At 35.5% G+C, this 25,900-nt stretch carries 18 protein-coding genes and 6 pseudogenes; 21 read left to right on the plus strand and 3 right to left on the minus strand.

The annotated features are described in order from the left end of the window. The first annotated feature begins 5 nt into the window (after positions 1–5). The 9 genes and pseudogenes from TEPIRE1_RS02565 to TEPIRE1_RS02605 form a co-directional block, all read left to right on the plus strand. The gene (locus TEPIRE1_RS02565; protein WP_013777632.1) at positions 6–632 is read left to right on the plus strand and encodes a V-type ATP synthase subunit E; all 627 of its coding nucleotides are present in this window, start codon (positions 6–8) and stop codon (positions 630–632) included. A gap of 1 nt (position 633) precedes the next feature. Beyond that, complete coding sequence (locus TEPIRE1_RS02570) at positions 634–2,439, plus strand: V-type ATP synthase subunit A (protein ID WP_013777633.1); 1,806 nt, start codon at positions 634–636, stop codon at positions 2,437–2,439. Continuing rightward, positions 2,411–3,784 (plus strand): V-type ATP synthase subunit B, encoded by a 1,374-nt coding sequence (locus TEPIRE1_RS02575; protein ID WP_013777634.1) that lies wholly within the window; start codon positions 2,411–2,413, stop codon positions 3,782–3,784. The genes TEPIRE1_RS02570 and TEPIRE1_RS02575 overlap by 29 nt, the downstream gene beginning before the upstream one ends. 5 nt (positions 3,785–3,789) lie before the next feature. Next, positions 3,790–4,404, plus strand: coding sequence for a V-type ATP synthase subunit D (locus tag TEPIRE1_RS02580; RefSeq protein WP_013777635.1), 615 nt, complete (start codon positions 3,790–3,792; stop codon positions 4,402–4,404). Positions 4,405–4,782: 378 nt separating this feature from the next. Beyond that, positions 4,783–6,642: a sigma 54-interacting transcriptional regulator gene (locus TEPIRE1_RS02585; protein WP_015294953.1), complete on the plus strand. Its 1,860-nt coding sequence runs from the start codon at positions 4,783–4,785 to the stop codon at positions 6,640–6,642. 194 nt (positions 6,643–6,836) lie between these two features. Further along, positions 6,837–7,682, plus strand: a complete 846-nt coding sequence (locus tag TEPIRE1_RS02590) for a fumarate hydratase (protein WP_013777637.1) — start codon at positions 6,837–6,839, stop codon at positions 7,680–7,682. A gap of 12 nt (positions 7,683–7,694) precedes the next feature. Further along, positions 7,695–8,243 (plus strand): FumA C-terminus/TtdB family hydratase beta subunit, encoded by a 549-nt coding sequence (locus TEPIRE1_RS02595; protein WP_013777638.1) that lies wholly within the window; start codon positions 7,695–7,697, stop codon positions 8,241–8,243. A gap of 30 nt (positions 8,244–8,273) precedes the next feature. Beyond that, positions 8,274–9,506: a dicarboxylate/amino acid:cation symporter gene (locus TEPIRE1_RS02600; protein WP_013777639.1), complete on the plus strand. Its 1,233-nt coding sequence runs from the start codon at positions 8,274–8,276 to the stop codon at positions 9,504–9,506. A 516-nt stretch (positions 9,507–10,022) separates the two neighbouring features. After that, positions 10,023–10,388: pseudogene (locus TEPIRE1_RS02605) on the plus strand (type I restriction-modification system subunit M N-terminal domain-containing protein); the annotation flags it as partial. Positions 10,389–10,511: 123 nt separating this feature from the next. On the opposite strand, the pseudogene TEPIRE1_RS14375 reads toward TEPIRE1_RS02605, so the two are convergent. The 3 genes and pseudogenes from TEPIRE1_RS14375 to TEPIRE1_RS02615 all read right to left on the minus strand — a co-directional run. Further along, positions 10,512–10,601 (minus strand): annotated as a pseudogene (locus tag TEPIRE1_RS14375) (HNH endonuclease); the annotation flags it as partial. A 609-nt stretch (positions 10,602–11,210) separates the two neighbouring features. Continuing rightward, positions 11,211–11,450: a PF20097 family protein gene (locus tag TEPIRE1_RS14380; RefSeq protein WP_081460100.1), complete on the minus strand. Its 240-nt coding sequence runs from the start codon at positions 11,448–11,450 to the stop codon at positions 11,211–11,213. Positions 11,451–11,455: 5 nt separating this feature from the next. Beyond that, positions 11,456–12,364 (minus strand): hypothetical protein, encoded by a 909-nt coding sequence (locus tag TEPIRE1_RS02615; protein ID WP_013777641.1) that lies wholly within the window; start codon positions 12,362–12,364, stop codon positions 11,456–11,458. Positions 12,365–12,875: 511 nt separating this feature from the next. Between TEPIRE1_RS02615 and TEPIRE1_RS02620 the strand changes: the two genes are divergently transcribed. The 12 genes and pseudogenes from TEPIRE1_RS02620 to pglX all read left to right on the plus strand — a co-directional run bounded on the left by TEPIRE1_RS02620 (position 12,876) and on the right by pglX (position 25,897). Next, the gene (locus TEPIRE1_RS02620) at positions 12,876–13,130 is read left to right on the plus strand and encodes a restriction endonuclease subunit S (RefSeq protein WP_015294956.1); all 255 of its coding nucleotides are present in this window, start codon (positions 12,876–12,878) and stop codon (positions 13,128–13,130) included. Further along, positions 13,103–13,426: pseudogene (locus TEPIRE1_RS14385) on the plus strand (type I restriction enzyme subunit R domain-containing protein); the annotation flags it as partial. The gene TEPIRE1_RS02620 and the pseudogene TEPIRE1_RS14385, both read left to right, overlap by 28 nt. An 898-nt stretch (positions 13,427–14,324) precedes the next feature. Next, positions 14,325–14,666, plus strand: a pseudogene (locus TEPIRE1_RS14390) (M48 family metallopeptidase); the annotation flags it as partial. 12 nt (positions 14,667–14,678) lie between these two features. Further along, a pseudogene (rhuM, locus tag TEPIRE1_RS14395) lies at positions 14,679–14,777 on the plus strand (RhuM family protein); the annotation flags it as partial. 128 nt (positions 14,778–14,905) lie between these two features. Further along, positions 14,906–15,550, plus strand: a pseudogene (locus TEPIRE1_RS02635) (DUF362 domain-containing protein); the annotation flags it as partial. 98 nt (positions 15,551–15,648) lie between these two features. After that, positions 15,649–16,257, plus strand: a complete 609-nt coding sequence (locus TEPIRE1_RS02640; protein ID WP_013777642.1) for a DUF1819 family protein — start codon at positions 15,649–15,651, stop codon at positions 16,255–16,257. Between the two features lie 26 nt (positions 16,258–16,283). Continuing rightward, positions 16,284–16,871, plus strand: a complete 588-nt coding sequence (locus tag TEPIRE1_RS02645; protein ID WP_013777643.1) for a DUF1788 domain-containing protein — start codon at positions 16,284–16,286, stop codon at positions 16,869–16,871. A gap of 15 nt (positions 16,872–16,886) precedes the next feature. Then, the gene (gene brxC / locus TEPIRE1_RS02650) at positions 16,887–20,453 is read left to right on the plus strand and encodes a BREX system P-loop protein BrxC (protein ID WP_013777644.1); all 3,567 of its coding nucleotides are present in this window, start codon (positions 16,887–16,889) and stop codon (positions 20,451–20,453) included. Between the two features lie 22 nt (positions 20,454–20,475). Then, positions 20,476–20,619, plus strand: coding sequence for a hypothetical protein (locus TEPIRE1_RS13735; protein ID WP_015294963.1), 144 nt, complete (start codon positions 20,476–20,478; stop codon positions 20,617–20,619). After that, complete coding sequence (locus TEPIRE1_RS02655) at positions 20,604–21,050, plus strand: ComF family protein (protein WP_015294964.1); 447 nt, start codon at positions 20,604–20,606, stop codon at positions 21,048–21,050. The genes TEPIRE1_RS13735 and TEPIRE1_RS02655 overlap by 16 nt, the downstream gene beginning before the upstream one ends. A gap of 3 nt (positions 21,051–21,053) precedes the next feature. Then, a complete protein-coding gene (locus tag TEPIRE1_RS02660; RefSeq protein ID WP_023211375.1) occupies positions 21,054–22,094 on the plus strand; it encodes a DNA-processing protein DprA in 1,041 nt (346 codons plus the stop codon). A 41-nt stretch (positions 22,095–22,135) separates the two neighbouring features. Next, positions 22,136–25,897, plus strand: a complete 3,762-nt coding sequence (pglX, locus tag TEPIRE1_RS02665) for a BREX-1 system adenine-specific DNA-methyltransferase PglX (protein ID WP_013777646.1) — start codon at positions 22,136–22,138, stop codon at positions 25,895–25,897. Positions 25,898–25,900 lie beyond the last annotated feature (3 nt).

Genomic DNA, 25,900 nt, shown 5'->3' on the forward strand with positions numbered 1-25,900 from the left:
ACAGTATGCCCACTACAATTGAAGATAAGATATCCCTTTTTACAAAGGTATTGATAGAAAGAATAGAGTCAGACTACACAGAAAAACAAAAAAAACTTATGAGTTATTATGAATCTCGGAAATTAGGGATTATCAAAGATTATGAAGAAAAAACAAAGGCGGCTATAGATGATGCAACTAAAAATGCCGAGATTAAAAAACAACAGATGATTTCAAAAGCCAAGTCTGATATGCACCTTGCAGTGTTAAAGCAGAGACGTGAATTTACTGAAAGAATTATGGATGAGGTAAGAAAAGAAGCCGAGGCCTTCGGCAAAACACCTGAATATGTTGAGTTTTTGCGGCAGGCTATTAAGAAAGTCAGCTCCCAATTTACTGATAATGACTTTGTAAGTTACAGTTTCAGTAGAAATGATATTGAAAAACATAGAGATATTATTTTAAACACAATAAAATTATTTCGAGATGAGGGCAACTTCAAAATCGAAGAAGCAAACAACATAATCGGCGGCGTCTTTGCCAGAGATGGCGATGGCGGTGTGGAAGTGGATTTAACAGTGAATTCTATCATAGAAGAAAGTCGCAAATTGATAGGAGAAATCCTGTCTTCGAAGTTTAATGAGAGGTGGTAAAATGTCAGGCCAAGGCAATATAATATATATCAACGGTCCGGTGGTAAAAGCCGATCATATGGAAGATTTTATGGTACGGGAAATGGTAATGGTCGGCGATAAAAAGCTCATAGGTGAAGTCATTTCACTAGAAGAAGATATTGGCACAGTTCAGGTCTATGAAGAAACATCCGGCCTTAAGATGAATGAAAAAATAATCGGCACAGGTAAGCCGCTATCGCTGAAGCTGGGTCCGGGAATCATAGGCAATATTTTTGACGGAATTGAACGGCCTCTTTCTGAAATATACAATTCAGGTTTTAAATTTATTCCTGAGGGAATCGGCCTTATATCTATAGATGAAAAGAAGCTTTGGCATGTTGATATTTTAGTCAAAAAGGACGATATATTAAAACAGGATGATGTATTTGCGAAGGTTCAGGAAACATCTATCGTAACTCATAAAATCATGGTCCCGCCCGGCATAGAGGGCAAAGTGGTAAGTGTTGTAGAAAGCGGAGATTATAATATTTGCGATACTTTAGCTGTGCTAGAGGATTCGGCCGGTCGGAGACATGAACTAAAAATGTACCAAGAATGGCCGGTAAGAACTCCCAGGCCTGTTAGCAGGCGTATGCCAATTGAAAAACTACTTGTAACAGGTCAAAGAGTAATTGATGTATTTTTCCCAATAGCCAAAGGCGGCACTGCGGCTATTCCCGGTGGGTTTGGAACAGGGAAAACCATAACACAGCATCAACTGGCAAAGTGGAGCGATGCCGACATTATAGTGTATGTAGGCTGTGGTGAGCGAGGAAATGAAATGACCGAAGTTTTAGAGGATTTTCCAAAGCTAAAAGATCCCAGAACCGGAAATCCGTTAATGGATCGGACCGTCCTTATAGCAAATACCTCCAACATGCCTGTGGCAGCGCGAGAAGCATCTATATACACAGGGATTACCATAGCTGAATATTTTAGAGATATGGGTTACAGTGTGGCTATAATGGCAGATTCAACTTCAAGATGGGCTGAAGCGCTGAGGGAAATAGCTGGCAGACTTGAAGAAATGCCGGCTGAAGAAGGCTATCCTGCATATTTGGCTTCGCGCTTGGCGGCCTTTTACGAAAGAGCAGGATATGTCGAAAACCTAAACGGCACAGAGGGGTCAGTTACTATAATTGGTGCGGTTTCTCCGGCAGGCGGAGATTTTTCTGAACCGGTTACTCAATCCACAAAAAGAATAGTAGGAGCCTTTTTGGCTTTGGATAAGGAACTTGCCCATGCCAGGCATTTCCCGTCAATAAACTGGATTTCATCTTATAGTGGCTATGTTTCAATGCTTGAGGAATGGTTTAAGGAGCATGTGGCTCCTGATATTTTAGAGCTGAGGGCCAAAATGATGAAAATACTTCAAGAAGAAAATAAGCTTATGGACATAGTAAAATTAGTAGGTGAAGATGTATTGCCGGATGAGCAGCGTATAATTCTTGAGATAGCCAAGATTATAAAAGCGGGGTATTTACAGCAAAATGCATACCATGCCCAGGATGCATACGCCCCGCTTGTAAGGCAATATAAAATGCTCAAGGTAATTGATAAGCTGTATGAACGTGCGTCATCTTGTATTAAGAAGGGCATACCGATATCTAAAGTAAAAGACGAAACCTTATTTTCCGACATTATAATGATGAAATATAATGTTTCCGATGATAAACCGAAAGTTTTTGAAAACCTAAACAGTAAAATAGACAGCTATTACGATAGCTTGGAGAGCATGTACAAAGAAGGTGATACTGATGAAAGTCAGATACCGAAAATTAGATAAGGCTGAAGGCCCTCTTATAGTCATGAGCAATGTCAAGGATGCGGTTTATGATGAAATAGTCGAAGTAGAGATGCCTGATCACGAGCACAGAATAGGTAAGGTCGTTCAAATCGACAAGGACAAAGTCATAATACAGGTGTTTCAAGGCATATCCGGTATTTCCTTAAGTGATGTAAGCGTGGAATTTAGCGGCAAACCTATGGAAATACCATTATCAAGAGAAATCTTAGGCAGGAGATTTAACGGTATAGCACAGCCTGCCGATGGCGCAGGAGAGATTTATTCGGATAAATATTACAATATAAATGGCAGACCAATGAACCCTGTAGCACGGCTTTACCCCAGAAACTATATACAGACAGGCATATCGGCAATTGACGGACTTATGACACTGATAAGGGGACAGAAACTTCCTATTTTTTCGGGAGACGGCCTGCCGCACAATCAGTTAGCAGCTCAGATAGTAAGACAAGCTAAAATCAGTGATGAAGAATCCGGCAACTTTGCAGTAGTTTTTGTGGCTATGGGCATAAAACATGATGAAGCTAACTTCTTTACTAAGGTTTTTGAAGAAGCTGGAGTTATGGACAGAGTCGTGATGTTCATAAATCTGGCGGATGATCCGGTGGTAGAAAGAATTATCACCCCTAGGTGTGCGCTTACTGCTGCAGAGTATCTGGCCTTTGATTGTAATATGCATGTGCTTGTCATAATGACTGATATGACAAGCTACTGTGAGGCTCTAAGGGAAATATCCTCTGCACGGGAAGAAGTGCCTTCCAGGAAGGGTTATCCCGGATACCTTTATTCAGATTTGGCAAGCCTTTATGAGAGGGCAGGCATGCTAAAGAGCGTAAAAGGAAGCATAACTCAAATACCCATACTTACAATGCCTAATGATGATATCACACATCCGGTGCCGGACCTTACCGGCTATATTACCGAAGGGCAGATAGTTTTAAGCAGGTCCTTATATCAAATGGGTATATATCCGCCAATTAATGTGCTTCCCTCACTTTCACGGCTTATGAAGGACGGCATAGGAGCAGAATACACCCGTGAGGACCACCCCGATGTGTCCAATCAGGTTTTTTCCGCATATTCCAATGTTCAGGAAATAAGGGCTTTGGCACAGGTTATAGGAGAGGACGAACTTTCGGATACCGACGCAAAGTATATGGAATTTGGGCGCAAATTTGAGGAGCTTTTTGCAAAACAAGGCTTCGAAGAAAATAGAGATATTAACCATACATTAGACCTTATGTGGAAGCTGCTGAAGATTTTACCAGAGCAAGAACTTAACAGAATAGACCCATCACTAATACAAAAATACCTTAGGAAGTGATTTCAATGCAGGAAAATATCGCACCTACTAAGGCAAATCTAATGGCTTCAAAGGCAGCACTGGACTTTTCCCAAAAAGGCTACGAGCTGCTGGATAAGAAAAGAAATGTGCTCATTCGGGAAATGATGGGCTTTATGGACAGGGCAGAGAAACTCCAGCAGATTATAGGCGAGACATTCAAAGAAGCCTATGAGGCCCTAATTATGGCAAATGTCACCCTCGGAATAACTGAAGTCTATGAAGTGGCAAAGTCTATACCGACAGCAGATGAAACAACTATGCTAACCCGCAGCGTAATGGGTGTAGAAATTCCTATGATAAAATATGAAAAACAAGATATTCAGCATTATTATAGTTTTTATCATACAAATACTGCCCTAGATGTAGCCTTACAGAAATTTCACGAAGTAAAGTATCTGATATATGAATTGGCGGAAGTAGAAAATTCGGTATATAAACTTGCGGTAGAAATCAAAAAAACACAAAAAAGAGCCAATGCCCTGCAAAATATTCAGATTCCCAAATATGAATTCCTCGTAAAAATGATATCGGACGTATTGGAAGAAAAGGATAGAGAAGACTTTTTCCGCTTAAAATTATTAAAGAAGAAAAAGGTTTGATGAATAAAAAAATTCTTTAAAAAACCTTTTTATAAATAAATGATGAAACTATCTTATCATTTTGGTAATCTTGTGTTATACTTTTCATAGCATGAGCCTCCATTTTGGTTTATTGGTTTGTCAATTTAATTATATCCAAAATGGTAGATTCATGTTATATTTATACCCAATAATGTTGAATTTTCAAGGTTTATATTACTTTTGAAAGTGTGAAGTTTTAGTTACAGATTTTACCTTATGAAGTTGTCAAAGTGAAGAGATGGAGTGTAGAAACATGATTTTTACACTAGAATCAATTATATATTAAAAAAACTCGTTGCGGTTAACCGCAACGAGTTTAATTGTATCTTTAGATAATTACATTGAAAGGATGATTATATGATAGATATTATTTTAATATCCCCGAATTTACAAATTGCTGAAAGTGCTATTGAGGCTAAAAAAATATATGGCTTAGATCTTACAATTAAATGTGGTTTAATGGAAGAAGCTGTAGGTATAGCAAGAGAAATTATTAATTCCGATAATAAAATAAAAATTTTTATATCAAGGGGTGGCACAGCTTTAAAGTTATCAGAAATAGAAGGGATTAACTTAGTTGAAATTAAAATAACGGTAGAAGATATATTTGATGCTTTATCAAAAGCAAAAAAGATAGGTAATAGAATATTGTTAATTGGATTTAAAAATCATATCCAAGGGTTTCATAACCTCTCAAACCTTGTTGATTTAGATATAAAGCAGGAAATTATATATAATGAAGATGATGCATATGAAAAAATTTTAAAGGCTAGACTTGAAGGCTACGAAGTTGTGGTAGGAGGAGAAGTACAATGTGGTATAGCAAAAATGTTAGGAATTCCTTACGTTTTATTAGAAACAAGCCCATCGTCCTTCTATATTGCTTATCAGGAAGCCCTAAGGATACGAAATGTAATAATTAATCAAAAGAGGAAATTGGAAGAATTCAGGGTAATATTAGATAATACTGATGATGCATATATTGCATTTGATATGAATTCTAATGTTACATTAATAAATGAAGCTTGCTGTGAATTTCTTAATGTTAATCAAGATATTATTGGTATAAATATAGATAAAATAAAAATAAAGGGATTTGAATTTAAAAATATTTTAGATCAAATATCAAAGGATACATATGAACTTTTTGAAATAAATGGAAAGACTGTTTTAGCATCTAAGCAAGACTTAAAGCTTAACTATGATGATATTGGTTATATGATTATATTTAAAGATATTGTAAACATTAGAGCTGAAGAATCAAAGGTAAGACTCAAACAAAATAATAGATGGCTATCAGCAAAATATAATTTTGATAAAATTATTGGGAAAAGCAAAGCTCTTCAAGAAACAAAAAAGATTGCAAAATTATATGCTAAACATGAATCGCCGATATTAATATTTGGCGAATCTGGGACTGGAAAAGAAATGTTCGCACAGTCCATACATCAAAATAGTAAATTAAAAAATGGACCATTTGTTGCTATAAATTGCGCATCTCTTAGTACAAGCATTTTGGAAAGTGAACTATTTGGTTATGTAGAGGGTGCTTTTACTGGTGCCAAAAAAACAGGGAAACCAGGTGTATTTGAAATGGCGCAAGATGGTACTCTGTTTCTTGACGAAATTTCCGAAATACCTTTGGATGTTCAAGGTAAACTATTGAGAGTTATACAAGAAAAACAAATAATGAGACTTGGTGACGATAAGATAATGCCTGTAAACGCAAGGATAATTGCTGCTACGAACAAAAACCTAATCGAAGAAATAAATAATGGTAGATTTCGTAAGGATTTATATTTTAGAATTAATGTTTTAAGACTTAATATACCTCCTCTTAGAAATAGAAAAGAAGACATTGAAGATTTGGTAAAATTTTTTATTACAAAATATGGCTATAATAGTGTATTAATATCACAAAACGCATTAGATTTAATGGAAAATTATGATTGGCCTGGAAATGTTAGGGAACTAGATAATCTTGTTGAAAGACTATGTGTAATTTCAAATGACAATAAAATATCTGATAGTGATATATTAAATTATTTTAGTGAGGTAAGAAATTTAGAAGGAATAAAAGAATTAAGTAATTTTAATAATAACTTAACAAAAGATAAAATTATAGAAACAATTAACTTCTTTAATGGTAATAAGAGCAAAGCTGCAGAATATTTAGGTGTTCACAGATCTACAATTTGGAGGTATTTGAATAAATAATAAATAAAATAAATGTTGCATGCAACAATCATTGTGTTGCATGCAACATTTATTTTATTTATGAATTAAAAAATCTGATACCCAATATATGCTATCATACAAGGATAATGCATGTTTTGTAATAGTTCCTATTTCTTGGCATACAAATTGCTATATTAAAGGTCGTATCAAAGATTAAGAAAGGAGCGATTGATATGGCTAGAGTATTAAATACTAGTGTAATAATACCAGTAATTGAAGAACTGGTAAAGAAAGCTTGTTACGAATTAGACGATAATTTTATTGGGGCGTTAGAGGAAGCACTTAAACATGAGGAATCTCCAATAGGGAAGAAAACCATTTCCTTGTTATTAGAAAATGCAAAATATGCAAAAGAACAACAAATTGCTGTATGTCAAGATACGGGAACTACTGTTGTATTTCTTGAAATTGGAGAAGAAGTTTCATGGACTGGTGATAGTTTAACTAATGCTGTTAATCAGGGAGTTAGAGAAGGTTACATAAATGGATACCTGAGGAAATCCATTGTTAAGGACCCATTAGTTAGAATTAATACTGAAGATAATACACCCGCAGTAATACATGTAGATATAGTTCCAGGTGATAAAGTAAAAATAACTGTTATGCCTAAAGGTGGAGGCAGCGAGAATATGGGGAGTTTTACCACCCTTATACCATCTGAAGGAGCTGAAGGTGTTAAAAACTTTGTATTAAAATCTGTAATTGAAGCAGGAGGTAGACCCTGCCCTCCATTAATAGTTGGGGTAGGAGTAGGGGGCACAATGGATCAATGTGCAATTCTTGCTAAAAAGGCATTACTGAGACCAATTGGGGAACGTCATAAAGAAGAACATTATGCTGCTCTTGAAGTAGAAATACTAAATGAAATTAACAAATTGGGAATTGGTCCATTAGGCACTGGTGGAAGGATTACTGCATTAGATGTTCATATAAATTATTTCCCTTGTCATATCACTGCATTACCTGTTGCTGTAAATTTTCAATGTCATGCTTCAAGGCATGCTTCGATTACTATATAGGGGGATGAAAAAATGAAAATTAATTTACCAATTACTAAGGAGATTGCAAAAAGCTTTAAGGTAGGAGATGAATTATATCTAACAGGATTTCTATATACAGCTAGGGATGCAGCCCATAAGAGAATTAAGGAAGCTATAGAATCTAATGGTGAGTTACCAATTGAATTAAAAAATCAAACAATATTCTATACTGGTCCGACACCTGCAAAACCTGGGTGGAAGACGGGTTCAATTGGTCCTACAACTAGTTCGAGAATGGATCCTTTTGTTGAAATCATGTTACAACATGGTGTAACAGCTATGATTGGTAAGGGACAAAGAGCGGATTATGTAGCTGATTTATGTAAAGAATATGGGGCTGTGTACTTATTGGGCATAGGTGGGTTATCAGCTTTATATACAAAAAACATTAAAAGCGTTGAAGTAGTTGCATATGAAGATTTAGGGACAGAGTCAATAAAGAAACTTTATGTTGAAAATTTAAGAGTGCTTGTGGGTATAGATACAGAAGGCAGAATACTACAAAATGAGGAAATAAAAAAGTATAGAATATCTGATTAATTTTATTCTAAATAGAATGGAGGGTTCTGTGTGTCCAAATATTGGAAAAACCTAAATTTATTTACAAAAATTATGATAGGCTTCATTTTAGGTATAGTTGCAGGAGCAATATTAGGTCCTAAAGCTAGCAAACTTGAATTTTTAGGGACTATTCTAGTTAGATTACTAACTATGGTTGTTGCTCCATTGGTATTAAGTTTACTTATTTGTGCTGCAGCAGACGTAGGTGATTATAAATCACTAGGGAAAATTGGTATTAAAACAGTAATTATATTTTTAGTTAGTACTGTAGCTTCAATAATATTAGGATTAGTATTAGCAAATATGTTTAATGTAGGATTGGGTATGAATACAAATTTAACAACTGATGCAAAAACTGTAGAAATACCATCAACATTAGATACACTTATTAATATCATACCTAAGAATCCATTCCAAGCCTTAACAGAAATGAATTTACTTCAAATTATTTTCTTTGCTTTATTTGTTGGTTTTGCTATCACAAAAATAGGAGAAAAGGGAGACGCTGTATATAAATTTTTTAGTAGCCTAAAGGATGTTATGACTACAATCACAGATATAGTACTAAAATTTACTCCTTATGGAGTCTTTGGATTAATGGCAAAAGTTGTAGGAACTAATGGATTGGGAATTTTAATCCCATATACAAAAACTATAATAGCAATGTACTTAGGTTCTATAATATGTATGTTTTTAATACAGGGCGTTATTATGGTAGGTATGTTAGGTAAAACAAATGTCTTTGAATACTTTAAGGCAATGAAAGAGGCAGCTATGTTTGCATTTGCAACCTGTAGCAGTGTTGCAACGATTCCTCTAACTCTTGATGGAGCAAAAAAATTAGGAATAAATGAAAAAGTTTCAAATTTTGTTATCCCTCTTGGTGCTGTTGTTAATATGAATGGGACAGCAATATATTCTGCTATAGCAGTAGTATTTACAGCACAGGTTTATGGTATTGAATTGACTTTTATGCAGCAATTAATGGTTCTTTTTGCCGGAACACTTGCAGCTATTGGAACTGCGGGAGTTCCTGGGTCTGGTTTAGTAATGTTAACAATTGTTTTAAGTGCAGTTAACCTTCCTTTAGAAGGCATTGGTTTATTAGCAGGAATAGATAGAATACTAAATATGGCAAGAGTTGTTCCCAATATAATGGGTGATGCTGCTGCAGCTGTAATTGTATCAAATTCAAAAGATTTACTTAATGAGGAAAACATTTCTAAAATAGCAACAGAATAATTAGTTTAACTATATCAAAATATCCAATTCAAGAATATTCTTGAATTGGATATTCCAAACCTTAATTCGAATAATCTCTGGGTATTATTTATTACACTTTTACATCGATAAAGTATAATTCTATTATCTGCTAGTTTTTCTTCTTCCATAAAAGAATTCTATCTATTTTAATAAATACATTATTGTTATTTTCAGTTAAAATTCTACACCTAAAAGGTATAGGAAAATTACCATTATTAAACCAAGCAATCATTTCTATTGGTTTCATCAACACCTTCGCAATTACCTCCTAAAGCATACTAGACATCTGGGATATTCATCTTACATCAAAACTCCTCCTAAAGTTGACTAGAGAAATAGCAGACTGCTGCAAAAAAGCAGCCGTTTTATGGGCCGCTGTAGGTGGGGCTCTTCAGTGAACCATTTTTATGCTATAATAATAAAATACAGCAAAATTATTATTGAATTCAAAACAATTACAAGTAAAATTTGGAATAATGGTAATTGGTAAAAATATTGAGGCGGAGGAAAGTAAATGGCAATAAAAAAAGCGATTTATACAGTAAGCTTTGGCAAAGCTGTGATGAATTAAGAGGCGGCATGGATGCCTCACAATATAAAGATTGTGTGTTGGTGCGGCTATTTGTGAAATATGTAACGGATAAATATTATGGAAAGCCGGATTCATTATTGGTAGTGCCTGATGGCGGAAGTTTTCACGATATGGTGAAGCTAAAAGGAAATAGTGAAATCGGCGACGGAATGAATAAGATAATTCATAGGCTTGCCGAAGAAAATGATCTGGTAGGGATTATAACAGTAGCGGATTTTAATGATGATGACAAACTGGGCAAGGGGAAGGAAAAGGTAGACAGACTGAGCTTTTAGATAGTCATATAAATATGGTATAATGGTATCCAATATGCTAGCATGCTTGTATTGCTCCGTTATTCCTTGAGCTTTGCCCGCTAGCTCTACTTTAGCTTTTGAATCAGTGTGCACCTTATCATGACATTTGCTGCACAATCCAGCTATGTTCTTATAGGTATTACTCCCGACTTGTGAGTGTGGAACTATATGATGTAGATGTTCTATCTATTAAGCCACCTAACGATAATGGACAATATATCTTAAGTATGATAATAAATATACAAAATAAGCGTTAGGAGGCGTATAAAATCATGGTACAAAGAAAATATAGTGATGAATTCAGTAATACCTGCCCTATGCCCCTTATGAGTACATATACGACAATGCCGGTGATAGAGGCCAGCCGGCTGTAAGGCATGCAAGTCTACTTTCTATCCTAATAAGGCTTATTTGGAGAAACTTACGCTTAAATGCCCATATTGTGGTAGACCTCTTCAGAAAAAAACACGACCGTAAGCAGTTCTTCGTTTATTCGTGTTATGCTACTTCTGCTGCCAGGGTGATTAAACCATATATCGATAATTATCCTTATGTGCTTTCTGATTCCATCGCTATTTGCGGTGATAAGACTTATGTTAATGCTCATGGTTAATAAAGAAGCATACCACAAGACGAGCCAGATAATAACAGCCGTTCTGTCCTATTCCGAGTCCGCAATAAAAGATTCATTTAAGCAAATAAAAGGAAACATAAAAACTAAAAAATGGCAAACAGAACCCAGAGAATATTGTATTTGGGTTCTGTTTGATAGCATGTGGGACTATAAAAATATTCCTAATCTTCGTATAGTATTATTATTATTTTGCAATTACGGCATACATATGCATGCGGCCACTGTGGGGCTAAAGACAAGAAATTTGGTGCAAGACGTATTGCTCCTTTTTTGTTCATTGCCTGTTTAGAATATAGTATTGGAACACTTTCGCCTGCGGGTAAGTAAAAATTACCACCTCTGCTTCGAAGCGTTCCCTCTTCTAAAGGATTTCCGCAATATGGGCATGTTTGTGTCGTCATAGGCTTTATGAATAGCTGCTTACACCAGGATAAGTGTACGCCCAAAAGTCACAGAACATCCAATACGCTACTGCGTTTGTACGCCAAGGAAGATAACCCTCATAATAATACTCCGATGAATAGCCCCCACCACTTAAAGCTACTTGGTATCTTTTTGCATCATAGATGTTCTCACGAGAAGTACTCACATCACGAGCTTTCACATTATAGTTAGTCGTTCGAACATAGTATTGCTTTGCAATCGCACCCTGTACAATCCCACCGACAATTGTCGTTCCTGCTGCGTATGCAGCAGCATATAGAAGATTTGTAGAAACAACCGAAAGTGCAGGACAAATAACCGTTAAAGCAGCAGCGATAACACCAATTACTATTGAAGCAACAGCACCTTGTGCGGCATTAACTGTTTCATACTCATAAGTAGTACTTCCAGTTTCCTGATAGATAGACAGTTTATCATTATATTGGTTCCCAAATGAATCATAATACGTATTATAGTTTATTCTTCCTTGATAAGAATATGAAGATATAGATTTTGGGGATTCAGTAGTTGTATGTGAATAGCTAAGATAATTTGAAAGCGGCTCAATGTAAGACCGTGACACAGCGTTAGCTATATCGTTATAAACAATGCGGACACTGCTTGATTTATTAATAGAATCAACACCGGCAGAATTAATTTCAAGAAGCGTAACATCTGCAGTATTAATCAAAACTCCATCAATATAATAATCTACATGAGCCGTACCGATTTGAGATGATGAAATATGTACGGTGTTTGTTTTACCCTCACCATCAATAAAGGACGAAACTTGAACCCCTTCAAGTGCATTCGACTCACTCGCAGCAAATGCAGGTGTTGTGAAGGTAAAAATCATAGTCATAGTTAGCAATAAGGCTATTATTTTTTTCATTATTAACTCCTTTCACAAAGCAAACCGTAACTTTTCTAATTTAAAAAGCGCACAAGCAGACCATCAGCAGTCCGGCTTATGCGCCCATATGAATGATTTTGATTTGTCCTCTCCATAACTGTGGACTGCACCAAAACTGTATTCGCCATAACCCAGACTGTTTGCCGTCAAAACGATACATGATGTTACCTCCAATCATATCAATAGTCAAATAGAATATTCTACTTGCAAGTTAAGCATAACGCATCTAAACAAATTATTCAATATTTTTGCCCGGATTAGATCGCGTCAAGTAATCTTAGGTTTTTTACAAGACCTCTACCAGCCTTGCTACAGAATAAATTAGCTCTATTTTATGCCTTAATTATGGCGGTTTACACAAAATATGGGACACATCCTAAGCGGATTTAGGAATGAATAAATATGTTTTGCAAACTGAAAAGAAACTTTCAAACAAAGGGTTTAATTTGTCTACTATAGCCTCCTCTATTTAACACCGAAAATAAGGGAAATGGCATCAGAGCAAGCTATCCCCATTATTAATAAATCAACATTTGAGACAATAGAAATCTTCCTCCCACCCCTTGAAGAACAAAAAGCCGTTGCCGAGGTTTTGCCCGATATAGATGAATTAATAACATCAATAGAGAAATTAATAGATAAAAAACAGAAAATAAAGCAGGGCACAATGCAGCTTTTGCTAACAGGCAAAAAACGATTACCAGGATTTACCGGGGAGTGGGAAGTAAAGAGGCTGCAGGATTAAAAGAATGTGCCATAGTGACATCTTACAGCCCTAATATAAATGACATTAAAGGCGAGACTACCGGAGAAAATAAAGCTACTGAAAATGTAGAAAAATACAGGATCTATCAAAAGATGCTTAACGGTAAAAGTCCAGAAGTATTTGAAGAAGAAGTAAAAAGGAAATTTATAGATGAACCTGCTCAGATGAAGCTGCTCATTGTGGTGGATAAATTGCTTACAGGTTTTGATGCACCTCCGGCAACATATTTATACATTGACAAAAGCATGAAGGATCATGCCTTATTCCAAGCTATATGCCGTGTAAATCGGCTTGACGGCGATGATAAAGAATATGGTTATATAGTCGATTATATGGATTTATTTAAAAGCCTGCAAAAATCTGTAAAAGATTATACATCAGAAGCCTTTTCAGGCTATGATGAGGAAGATGTTAGAGGGCTACTTAGCGACAGATTGGAAAAAGCTAAAGAGCATTTGGATGAAGCTTTGGAAAAGGTAAAAGCGCTCTGCGAGCCGGTAGAACCTCCTAAAGATACACGTCAGTATATCAGATATTTTTGCTGGGAAAATATTTTTAGAAGCGAAGAAGAACTGAAAGAAAAAGAAGAAAAGCGATTAGCCCTTTATAAGTATACTACTTCGCTAATCAGAGCCTATGCCAATATTGCAAATGAGATGGAAGAAGCCGGATATACCCCTAAAGAAATAGAAGACATAAAAAATGATGTAAAACATTTTAATACTGTTCGCAGAGAAGTAATGCTTGCAGCAAATGATAATATAGATTTAAAATCCTATGAACCAGCTATGAGACATTTAATTGACAATTGTATAAGTGCAGATGAAAGCAGGCAGATTTCCGCCTTTGAGGATATGACATTGATTGAGTTGATCGTTAATCGCGGAGAAGATTTTATCAAGGAACTGCCGGATGATATAAAAAAAGACAAGGAAACCGCAGCCGAGATTATTGAAAACAATGTGCGCAAACTGATTGTAGAAGAAAAACCTACAAATCCTAAATATTACGAAAATATGTCGGCGCTTTTAGAAGAAGTAATAAGACAAAGAAAAGCAGCGGCAATATCCTATGAAGAATATTTAAAAAAAGTTGTTGAGATAGCCCAAAAGTCAAAGAATCCAGAAACTGCTTCGGATTATCCCGTTAATATAAATACCAAAGCCAAAAGAGCAGAGGCAGAAGGTTTTAAAAGAGTGGTACAGACAAGAACTAAAATCCTTAATCCCCCCGCTCATAGAAAAGTGGGAGCCGATAATGGGAGTTCATGTCAAGTCCTGGGGAGTAAAATCGATGAAAACCAAATGGGGCAGCTGCAATATAAATGCCGGAAGGATTTGGGTAAATTTAGAACTTGCTAAGAAAAATCCGGCTTGCCTTGAATATATTATAGTGCATGAAATGGTGCATCTGCTTGAGCGCCTTCACAACAAGCATTTTATTTCATATATGGATAAATTCCTCCCAAATTGGCGAAGTATCAAGGCGGAATTAAACGGCTTGATTTTTGAATAAAGGTTTACAATCAATCTCGATGCTATCATCTCTGTCGGCTATAGAGTAAATTCTGTTCGCGCGACTCAATTTGGAATATGGACTACGAGAAACCCATATAGATATATTATCAGCTCTGGTGCATAAACAGAGTTTCTACACTAGAGCCGATTTTAAATTAATGCAAAACAGTGATATCATGTATTATAGCAAAAATTAAAACAGGAAGGTGAAATAATATAAAATAAGGACACTGCCAGACTAAGATGACTTGTGCTCTGAAAAACTTAAAGGGCTGTATTCCCAACAAAGAAAAGAGAAGATTTCATACTATGGGACTGCATAAACCCATTGCATACCTAAATAAAGCCGTTAAAAGCGACTTGATAATAGTAGATGGACTGGTAGGAGATTTAAACTTTGAAGAAGGCGGCAATCCTGTTCAAATGGACAGAATTATCCTGGGGTTTGATCCGGTTTTAGTCGATTCATATGTAGCAAATTTAATGGGATATGATGAAAAAGAGATACCGTACATAAAGATAGCGGAGCAAATAGGTGTGGGAAACTGCATTGCCTCAAAGGAGCAGGTAAATGAATTGAACGAAAATAATAATACTCAAAAAATACCCTACTCACGTGAAATCGAAAAACTATCCAAATATGTCAAAGAAAAAGATGCCTGCTCTGCATGCTATGGCAGCTTAATTCATGCTCTTGCAAGACTGGACGAAAAAGGTATTTTAAGAAGGCTTAAAACAAAACTCTTTATAGGCCAGGGCTACAAGGGAATTAAAGGCGAAGGTATCGGAGTAGGAAACTGCACCAGAGGCTTTACACAGAACGTGCAAGGATGCCCTCCAACGGCCAAGGATATACTTGAAGTATTAGAAAAAAACCTTTAGATAGGGTTTTTTGCTTTTTAGGGGGGATTTGACTTACTTTTGAATATGTTTGTGCTATAATAACATTAAGTAAAAGTGGCCCGAAATGAGGTAATACAATGGAAAATAAATGGAAATACAGGACGACAATTAAATCGCAATCATTTTTGTATGTAGAGATAAAAAAAGCTGCAAAGCTTGTTTTACAAGGGCAGGATGAATATCAAATCCGAAATAAATCACTTTATGACAATATATTCCAGGTAAATACTGATGCCAGAAAAGCAGAAATTGCATCAGCTGTTATAACTAGACTAAATGCACTGGATAGATTCTTCATAGAAAAGTTAGTAAATTCTGACATACAAACAAGTAAGCTCATAGCAATATATTCTATAATGAAAACTGATAGGCTGTTTTTTGAATTTATGAATGAAGTATATAAAGATAAAATCATACTTGGGGATAGATTCATTTTGGACAAGGACTTTAATATATTTTTTGACAGAAAAAAGGAGCAAAGTGCTAAGGTGGCATCCTGGGCGGATTATACCTTTTATAAGCTTAAGCAGGTAATTTCAAGGATTCTGACCGAATCCGGCCTTGTTAAAAATAAAGGTAAAAAAATAGAAATAGTAAGACCAATTATAGAACATTCTGTCGTAGATCATTTAAAAGAAATAGGAGATACTGTATATCTTGATATCTTATTAGGTAAACTGGATTAAATATTGCGATCGAAAGGAGGCAGGCTGTGGCTACAACAAAAGAAAGACTTGATAAAATACTTCCTGCAATAACCAAAAAATCTTTTAGGGAAAACAAAGGTCTTGGAAATGAGATTGGGTACTATATTTTTGACTATGAACCTCAACATGAGATGTTGGTAAGGGATTATATCAATTTTTTAAAGGACAAAGTAAATAGTGGGAACTATGGATTTAAAATAAAAGAATTCGATTTATATGAAATAATGTTAGAAATTCTTGACTCAAAAGGATATCTCGAAAAAAATTTCGAAATGGAACGAAAAAAGGGAAGTGAATATGTATTTAATGCTGCCAAAAAGGCTTTAAGACTTACAACTGCTAATGATTTAATCATCAAATACATAAAGGATCGAGTTGAAGAAGACGACATAATTTTTTTAACAGGAGTAGGCAAGGCTTGGCCTATTATACGTTCTCATACTATACTCAACAACTTGCATCCGGTAGTGGATGAAATCCCGCTGGTTATGTTTTTCCCAGGGACCTATGATGGTGGTTCTCTTGTTTTGCTTGATGAGGTTAAAGATGATAATTACTACAGGGCCTTTAGATTTATTGACGAATATCAGTAAATTGGGGGAGAGTATATGAAAATCAAGGATATGTTTTATAAAGATATTACCAGAGATATTAAAGGTGTCATCAAAATTGGTCAAAATGACGATGAAAACATATATCAAGAATTAGAAGAATATGTAGTAACTCAAGAACTGTCAAAACACTTTGACGATTTTTTCAAAAACTATAAAAAAAGCATACTGGGTTATACGGATAAAATGGGTGTCTGGATTTCAGGTTTTTTTGGTAGCGGTAAATCTCACTTTTTAAAAATATTATCATATTTGCTGGAAAACAAAGAAGTTGAAGGTAAAAAAGCTATTACATATTTTAATGATAAAATACAAGACCCAATGGTCTTGGCAGACATGAAACTTGCCGGAGAAACTCCTACAGATGTTATCTTATTTAATATTGATTCTAAGAGCGACTCTGATTCAAAGGCAAATAAGGATGCCATTGTAAAAGTATTTATGCGAGTTTTTTATGATATGCAGGGTTTTTGCGGTTCCATTCCATGGGTAGCCGATTTGGAACGACAAATGACTTTAGATGGGACTTATGATAACTTCAAAGCAGCTTTTAAAGAAATATCAGGCAGAGAATGGGTTGATGCAAGAGAAGATTTTTATTATGAAGAGGACGCAATAATCGAGGCACTTGCAAAATCAACCAAAATGAGTAAAGAAGCAGCCAGAAACTGGTACAACAAAGCTGAAGAAAACTACACTTTAAGTGTTGATAAATTTGCCAAAAGAGTTAGAGAATATATTGAAAGTAAAGGTAACAATCATCATGTGGTATTTCTCGTAGATGAAATGGGCCAATATATAGGTGATGATTCTGACCTTATGTTAAATCTACAGACTGTAGTGGAAGATTTGGGAACCGAATGTGGGGGAAAGGCCTGGGTTATAGTAACAAGTCAACAGGATATCGATTCTATGACAAATATGAAAGGCACAAAACGCAATGACTTCTCCAAAATTCAGGGCAGATTTGATACTCGACTTTCACTTTCCAGTGCCAATGTAGATGAAGTTATAAAACGAAGGATTTTATTAAAAAACGATGTTGGGAAAGACACTCTAAAACTATTATATGAGAATAAAAGTTCAGTAATAAAAAATCTCATCACATTTTCAGCAAATACACCTGAGAAGAAGATATATACAGATGCACAAGATTTTACAGAGGTTTATCCTTTTATTCCCTATCAATTTAAATTGATGCAGGAGGTTCTTACTTCGGTTCGTATCCACGGTTCATCGGGGAAACACCTATCAGAAGGTGAGCGTTCCATGTTAAGTGCTTTTCAGGAGTCCTGTATCCGCTTTGCTGACGAAGAAGCAGGAGCCCTTATACCCTTTTATGCTTTTTATGATACGATTGAAACCTTTTTAGATTCGGGAATAAAAACGGTAATATACCATGCTCAAAAAAATGAAAGATTAAAACCCTTTGATGTGGAATTATTGAAAGTGCTTTTCATGACAAGGTATGTAAAAGAAATTCCCACCAATATTGAAAATCTTACAACTCTTATGATTAGCCACATAGATGATGACAAATTGGAACTAAAAAAGGAAGTTGAGAATTCACTAAAACGTTTAATAAGAGAAACCCTTGTTCAAAAAAGCGGGGATGAATATATATTTCTGACATACGAAGAACAGGATATTAATAGGGAAATCAAAAGCATCAATGTTGAAATGGCCGAAACAATTAGAAAGATATCGGAAATAATCTTTGAAGATATTTTTCCTGAGAAAAAATATAAATACTCTCAGCAATATAATTTTCCTTTTAATCAAAATGTCGATGACAGATTATACAGAGGAAGTCAGGCTAATGATATTGGCGTAAAAATCATAACGCCTTACTATGAAACACAAGTAGAGCTGACGAGTCAAGCACTTAAGCTCATGTCATCCGGAGAAAATAATTTAATAATAAAACTACCTCAAGATACTACTTTTCTTGAAGAAATGGAAGAAGTATTAAGGATTGAAACTTTTCTCCGTCAAACAGGGGGAAGCACATCAACGGCAGAAATTGAAGACATCAAAGATAGAAAGAGAAGAGAGGCAGCCGACGGTCTGACTAGAGTGCGAGAGCTCATTGAAGAAGCACTGAAATCCGCAGAGATGTATGCTAATTCACAGAAACTCGATATCAGAGAAAAAAATCCCATCGACAGAATAAATGAAGGCTTAAAAATCTTGGTAGAAAGCATATATCATAAACTTCATTATATAGATAATTTTATAGATTCTCCCAGAGATATTGAAAATATACTGACACATAATATAGTCCAAGTGTCCTTAGAAGAAGAGAGAGATAACAAATTAGCCCTAAATGAAGTGGCAAATCATGTAGAAAGAAATACATTAAGAAATATACCCGTAACCATGCGCTCCATATTAAATCATTTTTCGAAAGCTCCTTATGGTTGGAATGAATTAGACATCGAAGGTCTTGTTGCAAAACTCTTCAAAGAACAAGAGATTAAACTTCAACTTAACAGTAAATATCTAAACATTGAAGACAAGAACCTGATAAATTATTTAACTAAAAGGGACTACGCTGAACGTTTGTTGATAGAAAAAAGAATAAAGGTTCCTCCTTTTCAGATAACCAATGCGAAAAATTTATGTCAGCAACTTTTTGGCATAATAGCTCTTCCAAATGATGAAGATGGCATTATGCGAGAACTTGATAAACTTATTGAAACAGAAAGCTACAAAATTGAAAGACTCCTTGAAGAATATAATACTGCACCTTATCCAGGTGAAGATATATTAAAAAAAGGCTTAACATTATTTAAAAAATTATTATCTATAGATGATGCCAAGGAATTTTTCGACACTCTATATCAAGACAAGGATGATCTGCTGGAATATGCGGATTATTCTCCGGAAGTCAAAAACTTCTTTAACAAAGATGGAAAACAAAGAGAGATTTTTGATGATGCTCTTGCTAAAATAAAAATTTATGAAAAAAACAAAGATTATCTAACAAATCCCGTTATAGCAAAATATATACAGGATATAAAGTCCATAGTAAACATGAAAGAACCCTATAATGACATACCCAGACTACCGGATTTAATTGAAAAATTTAATACTGAGTTTGCTAAATTATTGGAGAAAGAGAGCAAGCCTATCAAAACTTCTATAGAAGAAAGTCGCGACAAAGTTATAGAAGAACTTGCTTTATGCGATTTTGGGTATAAATATACTGCAAAATTCAAAAATAGTTTTGATGATTTATTAAATACCTTAGAACATTCTAACAACCTTGCAGAGATTTATGGGCTGACACAATTAAGTGAAACACTAAAAATTCGATGCCTCAATACAATACAAAAAGAGCTTGAATCAAGAAAGACCGAACCAACACATTCTGGACCGCTCTGCGGTGGAGAAGGAGGGACGCCATACAAAGTTAGAAAGACTGTAAACGTTAGCCTTGCCAGTATACTGCCGAGAACTAGGACTATTGAATCCCAAAGAGATATAGATAATTTATTGGCTGAAATAAAGGAAAAACTAGAAAGCAAATTAGACGAAGAGACTATAATCAAATTGGTTTAAGAAAACCGAGGAGGTTAGAGTAATGCGGGATAAGGGATTGGAACTATTAAAAAGGATTCTCGGCAGGGATGCCAATTTTCGTAAGGGCCAGTGGGAAGCAATAGAATCTGTATTAAACAGTAAAAAAACTTTAGTAGTGCAAAAAACCGGTTGGGGAAATATGTAAGACAAGATAAATATGAGAAGAACTACTTTAGGGATGAATTGGTAGATGCAAGCGTAGAATTAATAAAAAACAATTGGGACAAAGAAAGTGAACCTACATGGGTAACTTCAATACCATCTCTTAGAAGGCCGGAACTCGTAAAGAGCTTTGCGCAAAGATTGGCGGCAAAATTGGGGTTGCCATATTATGATGTGATAAAAAAGAAAAAGGATACCCCTCAACAAAAGACAATGGAGAACAGCTTTTACCAGAGCAAAAATGCCTTAGATGGGTTTGAGATAAAAGGGCAAATTTCAAATAATCCTGTATTGCTGGTAGATGATATGATTGACTCCGGATGGACTATAACTGTATGTAGTGTTCTTTTAAAGAGAGCGGGTTCAGGAGATGTCTATCCATTTGCCCTTGCATCAACATCAAAGTTAAGTTAGAAGGTGAAAAGATTGAACAATTTATCGGAAGATAGTTTAGCTACTCTTTTAATATACTCGAATTTAGTAATCAATAGTAAAGAAAAAAATATAAGACCATATACTCTAAAGCAGTGGAATACTTTAGTAGATCGTTTAATTAACTCCTCTCTACGAAGGCCTGCAGCATTTTTCCACACCGATGAAGAAGATTGGGCAAGAGAGTTGTATCTCAGTCCCGCAGAAACATACAGATTGAAACAATTGCTTTCGAATGCGGGTCAACTGGGGATCGAGTTAGATAACTTAAGCAATATGGGTATTGGTGTAACGACTAGAGCAGAAGGAAACTATCCTAAACGGTTAAAAGCTATTTTAAAGAAAAAAAGCCCACCAATTATATTTTATTGTGGCGATATAAACATAGCAAATAATAAAGGTGTGGCTATAGTAGGCTCAAGGGATGTAGACAGCCATGGGCTGGTTGCTACACATAAAATAGCTCAAAAATGTGTATTGGAAGGATTTAGCATCATTTCAGGTGGTGCAAAAGGCGTAGATACTGCGGCTCAGAATGCTGCTTTACAGAGTAACGGGAAAGCAGTGGCTTTTATTGCCGATAGTATGATACAGAGAATAAAGAAAAAAGAAATCAGAGAAAAAATAATTAGTGGCGATTTACTGATACTATCCGCTGTAAACCCGAAATCACGGTTTACGATATATTCTGCAATGGAGAGAAACAAGTATATTTATGCATTATCTAGGTATGCAATAGTAATATCATCAGATTTGAACAAAGGCGGTACTTGGACCGGTGCCACAGAAAATATAAAAAATCAATGGGTACCGCTTTTTGTGAGAAAAGAAGACAATATTCCTGAGGGTAATAAGGAACTATTAAAAATTGGGGCCAAGCCAATAGATTCAATGGTTTATGAAGATGAGCGCATAAGTATTAAAGATTGGTTCGATGAGAATGCTGTTTCAAAAAATAATCATATAGAATATGAGCAGCTTAATCTAACTAGCTTTGAAAATGCAATTATAAGAGAAGACGGTTAATATAAAAAAATTTCAGTTATCGCAAGATGTAGGGGGTTACCATGGATAAAAGCTTGATAAAAAACTATGCCGTATGGGCAAGAAATAAATTAATTGAAGATATTTCTCAAAGAGCTTATGAACTTGGAATCACGGAAAATGAAATAAAAAAGCCTGAAGAAGTATCGCAAGACTATATAAGAATAAACGGGAAAAAACTCAAGTCATTTGAAATAAATCAGCGAAAAAGCCTTGAGGCTAAAATACGCGAAAAAGGATTCGAGCAAGTAGTTGAAGAAGTTGCCTATACTTGGTTTAACCGGATTATAGCCTTAAGGTTCATGGAGGTAAACGGTTATATTCCCACAGGGGTCAGAGTGCTGTCATCAGCAGAACCGGGGAAAACAGAACCAGATATCATCACATATGCCGAGCATATCGACCTTGATTTAAACCAAGAAGTAGTTGCAAGACTAAAAGATGAAAATGATACAGAAGAACTGTTCAGATATCTTCTTGTTAAACAGTGCAACAAGCTAAATGATATTCTCCCTGGGCTATTTGAAAAGATAGGAGACTATACTGATATATTGCTGCCGAAGAATTTGCTGTCAGAAGGCTCGATTATACGCCGCCTGGTTTCCGATATACCGGAGGAATACTTCAAAGAACAAGTAGAGATAATAGGCTGGCTCTATCAATACTATATTTCAGAAAAGAAAGATGAGGTTTTTGCAGGTCTTAAGAAAAATCAAAAGATAACTAAAGAAAAAATTCCTGCTGCAACCCAGCTGTTTACTCCTAAATGGATAGTAAAGTATATGGTGGAAAACTCTTTGGGGCGATTGTGGCTGGAGAAGATTAGTGGGCAGGAGATAGTGGGCAGTGGGAAGTGGGTAGTGGATAGTAAGAAGTTAAAAGAGAAGTGGAAGTATTATATTGATGAGGCTGAGCAGGAGCCGGAAGTGGAGGAGCAGCTTAAAAAGATAAGGGCAGAAAGTAAGGATATGAAGCCAGAAGACATAAAAGTATTAGACCCGGCTATGGGCAGTGGCCATATACTAGTCTACGCATTTGATGTGCTTTTTGATATATATAAAAGCGCCGGCTATTCTGAACGGGAGATACCTAAACTTATCCTGGAAAACAATCTTTACGGGTTAGACATTGACGATCGAGCGGGCCAACTGGCCTATTTTGCAGTGATGATGAAAGCCAGAAGCAAAAACAGGCGAATATTTCGCGAAAACATAGATATAAATTTGTGCTCTATCCAAGAAAGTAATGGAATACCTGAAGAAACTATTACATACTTTGCCGGCGGAAAAAAATTTATTTCAAAGACAGAGCTGGAAGAAAAGATAAAAGGCAAAGACAACTTGTCCGATGCGGATTTTGAAATTCAGGCAAGATACCTTATCCATGTATTTCAAGATGCCAAGGAATATGGTTCGATACTAGAAGTGAAAAAGCTTGATTTTGATAAGACAGAAAACCGATTAGAGGAAATTCGGCAAAATCATCCCGGCGACGCATTTGAATTTGGGCATAAACAAATACTACTTGAAAAACTCCCGCCCCTCATAAAGCAGGCCAAGATAATGAGCAGCAAATATGATGTAGTAGTCACCAACCCGCCTTATATGGGGCGGAAGGGGATGAATAATGCGTTAAAGAAATATGTAGATGAGCATTACAAAGATTCGAAGAATGATTTATTTGCAGTTTTTATGGAAGTTGGAATAAATTATTTGGAACAATACGGTTTTATGGGAATGATAAATCAGCAGTCATGGATGTTTCTGTCGAGTTTTGAAAAATTAAGATCAAAGTTAATGAAAAATATAACTATAATTAACATTGTGCATTTAGGGCCAAGAGCATTTAATGAGATTAGAGGAGAAGTTGTTCAAACAGTCGCTTTTGTTTTTGCTAAATGGAGAGAATTATATCCTACTTCGATGAAACAATTAAAATCGTCATATATTAGATTAGTTGATTTCAGTTCTGCTTATGAAAAGAAAAAGAAATTCATTAATGCCATAGAAGATAAGAACGTAAACTATAGGTATGATAACGTAAAGCAAGAAATGTTTTCAAAAATACCTGGTGGTCCCATCGCATACTGGGTTAATAAAAAAATTGTAAACATATTTCAAAACAAACTACTAGGTGATATGGCAAAGGTTCGAAAAGGAATGGATACAGGGAATAATGAAAGATTTTTGCGATATTGGTACGAAGTGTCAAGATGTAAAGTTGGTATTGGATTAAGAAAAGGAGAAGACACAATAAAGTTTGCAAAAAAATGGATACCCTATAATAAAGGTGGCGGGTTTAGGAAATGGTATGGCAATAATGAGTATGTTATAAACTGGTTGAACAATGGGTTAGAACTGAAAGAACATAAAAGTGCAAATCTACGAAGTATTAACTTATATTTTAAGGAAGCATTGTCTTGGACTTTGATAAGTTCAAAAAACTCTTTTGGATTGCGGTATGTTCCTAAAGGATTTATTTTTGATTCTAATGGTTCTGCAATATTTATCGATAAAGATAAAATAAGATATATACTTGGTTTCGGCATTACTAAGGTAGCAAGTGAATTACTAAAAATACTTAGTTCAACCTTGGCATTTAATATTAGCGATGTAGCAAGTTTGCCAATCAAGCTTGCTAATTCAGATAAGTGTTTAAACAAAATAAATCATATTGTTGACTTATCTATCTCCATCTCCAAAACCGACTGGGACTCCTTCGAAACTTCATGGGACTTTAAAAAGCATCCAATACTCACGCACAAAGGTGATGCAGATACCATAGAGCAAGCCTTTAACAATTGGGCGGAGTTTGCGGAAAAACAATTTTATCAGCTCAAAGCCAATGAAGAGGAGTTAAACCGAATATTTATCAAGATTTATGGTCTTGAAGATGAGCTTACTCCTGAAGTTGATGAAAAAGATGTAACGGTAAGTAAAGCCGACAGGGAGCGGGACATTAAGTCATTTATCTCCTATGCAGTAGGCTGTATGTTCGGAAGGTATTCTCCTGATGTGGAAGGATTGGTGTATGCAGGAGGGGAGTGGAGCGATAAGTGGAAGATAGAAAACGGGCAATGGAAAGTCCGTAAACTAGTCAAGGATGAAGATAATGATATATTAGAAGATACATGGATTGATGCCACCTTTGCACCGGAAAGCGACAACACCATCCCCATAACCGATGAAGAGTATTTTGAAGATGATATAGTTGCAAGATTTATTGAATTCCTGAAGGTGACTTTTGGAGAGGAAAAATTAGAAGAAAATCTAGACTATATAGCTGAAAGTATAGGGAAACGGAAGTCTGAAACTTCTCGTCAGGCACTGCGCCGCTATTTCTTAAAGGATTTTTATAAAAACCATGTTCAGACATATAAACAAAGGCCAATATACTGGCTATTTGATTCAGGAAGGCAGGATGGGTTTAAAGCGCTTATATACATGCACAGATATGATGAACATATTGCAGCCCGCGTTAGAATTGACTATCTTCATAAACTTCAGAGAAAATATGAGGATGAGATAAAAAGACTTGATGTAATCATAGATTCAAACTTATCACTGCGAGAAAAGAATAATGCCCGAAAGGCAAAGGAAAAGCTGCAAAAACAGATACAGGAATGCCTTGAGTATGACCAAGTGATTGCCCATGTGGCAAATCAAAGAATAAAAATAGACCTTGATGATGGGGTAATCGTGAATTATGCTAAGTTTCAAGGTATAGAGATACCACAGGGAGAAGGAAAAAAACCGTTAAAGGCAAATTTATTGGCAAAAATTTAAGCA

The organism is Tepidanaerobacter acetatoxydans Re1 (assembly GCF_000328765.2).
Lineage (GTDB): Bacteria > Bacillota > Thermosediminibacteria > Thermosediminibacterales > Tepidanaerobacteraceae > Tepidanaerobacter > Tepidanaerobacter acetatoxydans.